General features: G+C 42.6%; 5 protein-coding genes. 1 reads left to right on the top strand and 4 read right to left on the bottom strand.

The features are described 5' to 3' along the window. From LD28_RS23020 to LD28_RS0112205, 3 genes are all read right to left on the bottom strand, one after another. A partial coding sequence (locus LD28_RS23020; protein ID WP_156120203.1) for an SAF domain-containing protein occupies positions 1-420 on the bottom strand: 420 nt, incomplete at its 3' end. Between the two features lie 19 nt (positions 421-439). Beyond that, positions 440-874: an A24 family peptidase gene (locus LD28_RS22365; protein WP_081959541.1), complete on the bottom strand. Its 435-nt coding sequence runs from the start codon at positions 872-874 to the stop codon at positions 440-442. 741 nt (positions 875-1615) lie between these two features. Continuing rightward, on the bottom strand, positions 1616-2212 hold the full coding sequence (locus tag LD28_RS0112205) for a winged helix-turn-helix domain-containing protein (protein WP_033137237.1): 597 nt from the start codon (positions 2210-2212) through the stop codon (positions 1616-1618). Between the two features lie 537 nt (positions 2213-2749). Here LD28_RS0112205 and LD28_RS0112200 point away from each other — a divergent pair. Beyond that, on the top strand, positions 2750-3667 hold the full coding sequence (locus LD28_RS0112200; RefSeq protein WP_033137236.1) for an IS5 family transposase: 918 nt from the start codon (positions 2750-2752) through the stop codon (positions 3665-3667). 325 nt (positions 3668-3992) lie between these two features. Here LD28_RS0112200 and LD28_RS0112195 read toward each other — a convergent pair. Continuing rightward, positions 3993-4883: response regulator (locus tag LD28_RS0112195; RefSeq protein WP_156120202.1), on the bottom strand; the 891-nt coding region annotated here is incomplete at its 5' end.

The following is a 4883-nucleotide window of genomic DNA, read 5'->3' as shown; positions in this document are numbered from 1 at the left end:
ATGATCCTGAGGCCTTATTGTTAGGGTATAGGCAATATCTTGACCTAAAGATCTTTTCATATACTCCGGATGACCTGAAGTGAGCAATATCTCAGGTAGAATATACTCGCCCTGTGCTACTGATGCTGTAATATAGCTCCCCAAATATTCAGTAAAGTTTCTATTTGAATGATATTTGGACCATTCACTGTTGTCTGCTGCATTAATAACCTTCACCGAGTAATCATCTGCCTCTAATATTGAGCCTTGTGTCAGATCCCTTTTAGCTACCAATAGCTTTATCGCTTTATCAGGGGAAGGTTTTTTTTCCATGGTCTCCATCGGAGTAGGCGCTTGCGGATCTACATTATTGAGCACAATCCCCGAGACCCCCACCACGATCACAATAATGGATATCAAAAACATTAACTTCTGATTCATAGTAGCAATCCTAAATAATCTAACTCATAAACTGGCTGTGATATGCGGTAATAAAACCTGCTGTTATCGCTACCCCGTAGGCCACCCCCTGTGTCATGCTCCTTTTTCTGAAAAAACAGAGCGCCAGTAGTGCTATCACGCCACCAAATATGGCTGTAGCATGAAGAAAAAGAAGCACTCCCTGCGCATCAAACGCCAATGCCAACACCGTCATCAACTTGACGTCACCACCACCGATGACATTTAAATTAAATAGAATGAAACCCACAGCGAGTAGCACTGAAGCTGGAATAACATGAATTCCCCGCCCTTCTAGAATATTAATAAGTAACACTAATATGATACAAACAGTAACCCAGTAATTGCTAATAGTACGATGAGTAATATCCGTAATACAAATCCAGATAAGCACAATAAATAATGGAGCCAGTGCATAACTTGAATAATTTGTCATAACTTACCTAGAAAACCCCCTAATACTTTAGGCGTCGTGATTTAATACCATTTGCAGGCCGGTTGACCTTTCCGAGTGATAACTGCAAGTTGTTAAGATGGCGAAATCTACATTTTAGATTCAATACCCTATCACCTCCTTTCCACAACGAGGTGCAACGCATCCCCTGACCCGCAGCAAGCAGAAAAACGACCATCCATTCACAACACGACCCATACTGATGTTGCATGTATCAATAACCATGATGTGCAATCAACCTATCTCTATCAGTGCCCTGAACTGGATGGTTTAAAATTGACGACACCCTGAAATCATCCTATTCACGCTAATCTGAACAGTGACATTACTTACCCCAAAATAAAGACTTCCTGAGCTTATTAAAAAGAGACACATCACACCATTCACTCGTTTAATAAATAAAAATGTCTATTACATTGGCCCGCTAAATAAGCCATCTAGATGACACAATTGAGTAATTTTAGCAGCCTAACAACCACCTTATTACCAGCAAGAAATGTTATAGCCCGCTGATTGCCGATATGTAATTTACCAATGATGATTATAGCCATTGAGCCATACGTCATTACCTCATTTCCCTCTAAAAAATGAACTGACGTTGCATCATTATTCTTATCATGTGGCTAGCAGATGCTCTACTGAGCGCAATTGGTCATAACTCAGTATATATATCATCGAAACCTCATTCACCATTCCAAAATCGTTTTTTACTCTTTGAGAACCTCATTCCGCCATGCTCGTCAACAACACGAATGTCAAAAGAGTAAGCCAGCATACGGATATAATTGCCAATGCAGAAATAAAAATATTCCACATACCAATTTTTTTGATATGACGTGCTATCTGATTACCGAGCGAATATTTTGATAACTCGATAGGCTCTTCATTTTTATCCGATAAAAAACCATCTGTTTCTGATGCAGGCAGCACCATATCTAGCGCTTTATTATTTTCTCGCTCATCTGGGCTATGGACCTGTTTCCCACAGAGTTCCAGTTTCTCAAACTGACCAATATAGCGAACACCTTTTCGCGGTATTGTTTTGATCAGATTTTTATCTAATCCGATCTGCACAAAGGAATTCCGTAAGATGTGCAATTGACCATAATAGCTGCTTTCACTGATGGCGCCATTTTGTTCGCGCCAGACTCTCTCAATGATCGCATCTTTTTCAGTAACCCCCTCAAGCAGTAATAGAAGGAATCGCAAACTATTTTCCGATAATGGAATATTATCACCTTGGTGGTTTACCAGACACCCTTTCCCTGGTAGGAAATTAACTCTATTTTCTAAATTGAATACAAGGTCGTTATGCTCCATTACTATCCTTCCTTTAACTGATCTCTTATATTAAATATAAAAAATAATAAATCTTGAGGTTCCCAAAAAAGATAGTACTACTTCAATTCTTCTCTTCCAACGTATCTGCACTCTGTGAAAACTATTCATCCAGCAGTGTGTACTTTCATAGCAAATCGGACATACTGAAAATTACAGATTTGCTCAACAACACTTTACACATATGTTATTTGAAAGAAATGCCCATGTCCGTCATCCTCCCCCCCCCTCCTCCTATCAGATAGCACCAACAAGCCAAGCAGGAAAAAACCCACAACCAAAAGTCTTATTTAAGCAACAATAAACCTGCATATTCCTTGTGCCATCTTTATATTCTGCAATAAGAGTTACCATAACCAGCTAAAAATTATGATACATTGCGAACCTCACTATTGGATGAATCGTCCCCAGTTCCCTAGACACCTCACAGCGGCGTTGTTTCCCACATCGATGCAGCTTGAATGGAACTAACTGAGGACTTGCTGATCTGATCACCACCATCCTCTTCAAGTCTGCATCATGGGCACATCGCTTCACCCCATCACCAACTGGCCTCAATACAACAAGTCTTTGATTAACCGTGGTTCACTCACCTTCTGGGTTGATGTCGAGGCCATGCGCAACTGGTTTCACCACGACCATCATGGACGACGGGGACGCAGCCAGCTCTACACCGACCAGACCATCTGCACATTTCTGATGCTCAAGGGGATTTTCAGCCTCACGCTTCGCGCAACTCAGGGACTACTCGACTCCCTGTTCGAGTTGATGAATGTACCGCTGTGCGCACCGGACTACAGCTGTGTCAGCAAGCGCGCTCACACGGTGAAAGTGGCCTATCGACAACCCGCCAAGGGGCGTATCACCGACCTGGTCATCGACTCGACTGGCCTGAAGGTATTTGGCGAAGGCGAGTGGAAAGTCAGGAAACACGGCGCCGAAAAGCGTCGAGTCTGGCGCAAGTTGCATTTGGCGGTAGACCCGGCAACCCACGATGTTGTGGCAGCAGAAGTGTCATTGGATAATGTCCATGACGCCGAAGTGCTGCCGACCTTATTCAATCCACTGCGGCGCAAGCTGGGACGTGTTTATGCGGATGGCGCCTACGACAGCAAAGCCAGCCATCAGCTGATAGCAGGTAAAGGGGCGACAGCCTGTATTCCGCCTCGCAAGAACGCAGGGCTATGGAAAAAGGGGCACCCAAGAAATGAAGCGGTGCTGGTAATACGAAAGGAAGGGCTGGCGCACTGGAAGAAGATATCGGGATACAACCGTCGCTCGCTGGCAGAGACGGCGATGTATCGGTTCAAGCAGTTGCTGGCGGGGAAAATCAGTCTGCGTAACTACAACGGCCAAGTGGGAGAGGTCATGGCCTACGTGTGTGCGATGAACAAACTGAATACCCTTGGCCTATCTGTCAGAAAGCCCCGAGTGTAGCGCTCACCCGGGGCTGGGAACGTCATGACTTGCTGGCTGATTTAGGAAACAACGCCGTCTGAAATTGATACCGAAGGAAGTGCGCACTAAAGTAGCGTAAACAAGACACTGGTTTGAGGCCGGTGTCAGGTGATAACTAGATCTGTACATATATCCCCCCACCTACCACTCCATTTTTATCAAATTTATTGTAGCTCTAGTATTACAACTTAATTCTACAGTGGTGCCAACACTATCCTTTAAAAAGAGCGGGACACCAATGGTGTCCCGCTCACGATAAATGATGAGTTGCTATAATTTATAATAAAAACAAATATTCTTACTCTCAAGAGTTAGATTGCTCTTCATTTATTATTTTTTCAATCTCCTGAAACCCCAGATATATCAAATTAATATCTTGCTCAGATTTTATATTTCGCTCTATCTGTTCACACAATGAAACCACTTCATTAATTCTAAACATCAGATAAACCCCTTTAATTCGATGAACAAGAGATGAAACACGCTCATAATCATGGCTTTCTAATGCTTGATATGCCACCGACAGATCTTGCATCGAGGTATCACGGACCAGTTTTAATAACTCGGTGTTTTCAGAATTTATTTTCTTTGTCGATAGTCCAGCATCTTGGTGGCAAATAGTTGCTAAGTAGGGTGCAAAGGCTTTTTCTAAGCGAGCTCTATCTATTGGCTTAAACAAACAATCATCCATGCCACTTTGTAGAGCTTTTGTTCTATCCTGCTCTAACCCTGATGCAGTTAAACCAATGATTATATGCCTGCGTGGAAGCTCCCCCTGTTCCTCGGCATGCCTTATTAGTTGCGCCAACTCAAATCCATCAATATCAGGCATTTGGCAATCTGTTAAGACAGTATCAACAGTTTGAGACTTCAAAATATTAATAACGTGCCTAGCTGTCTCAGCCTTAATAACAGAATAACCAAGAGATGCAAGTTGCTTTTCTAACAATATAAGGTTAACTGGATGGTCATCTACAATAACAATTCTTGATACCCCACATTTATCTAATGGGATTTCATTAAATATTTTTTCTATCTTTTTAGTGGGAGTTCCCTTCGCACAAGGAAAATAAAACTCAACAGTGGTTCCCTCCCCACGCTTACTGCTCATAGAAATCCCTCCCCCCATCAATTCACAGAGGCGCTTACAGATATTCAAGCCTAACCCCGATCCACTATAACTATGATCTGTATG

Source organism: Aeromonas finlandensis (assembly GCF_000764645.1).
GTDB lineage: Bacteria > Pseudomonadota > Gammaproteobacteria > Enterobacterales > Aeromonadaceae > Aeromonas > Aeromonas finlandensis.
The sequence above is the reverse complement of the archived record's forward strand: the minus strand, read 5'-3'. Positions and strand labels throughout refer to the sequence as shown.

What these genes read in the sequence shown, in the direction of transcription:
- LD28_RS22365 (WP_081959541.1), bottom strand. Translation starts at nt 874, where the DNA reads ATGACAAATTATTCAAGTTATGCACTGGCTCCATTATTTATTGTGCTT.
- LD28_RS0112205 (WP_033137237.1), bottom strand. Translation starts at nt 2,212, where the DNA reads ATGGAGCATAACGACCTTGTATTCAATTTAGAAAATAGAGTTAATTTC.
- LD28_RS0112200 (WP_033137236.1), top strand. Translation starts at nt 2,750, where the DNA reads ATGGGCACATCGCTTCACCCCATCACCAACTGGCCTCAATACAACAAG.